General features: G+C 69.6%; 1 protein-coding gene. It reads left to right on the forward strand.

From position 1 onward, the window contains the following. A partial coding sequence (locus tag ACPYOG_RS21135; RefSeq protein WP_481295994.1) for a CoA-transferase occupies positions 1–230 on the forward strand: 230 nt, incomplete at both ends.

Consider the following 230-nt stretch of genomic DNA (forward strand, 5'->3'; position numbering starts at 1 on the left):
GTCGGCGACCGGCACGGCAACCTGCGCTTCGAGAAGTCGACGCGCAACTTCAACCCGCTGGCCGGGATAGCCGGACGCATCACCATCGCAGAGGTGGACGAACTGGTCGAGCCGGGCGTACTCGGCCCGGACGACGTCCACCTCCCCGGCATCTCCGTCGACCGGGTGATCGCGCTGACGCCCGAGCAGAGTGCCGACCTCCCGATCGAGAAGACCACCGTCCGCCCCCG

The organism is Leifsonia sp. HAY1-4F, assembly GCF_056755275.1.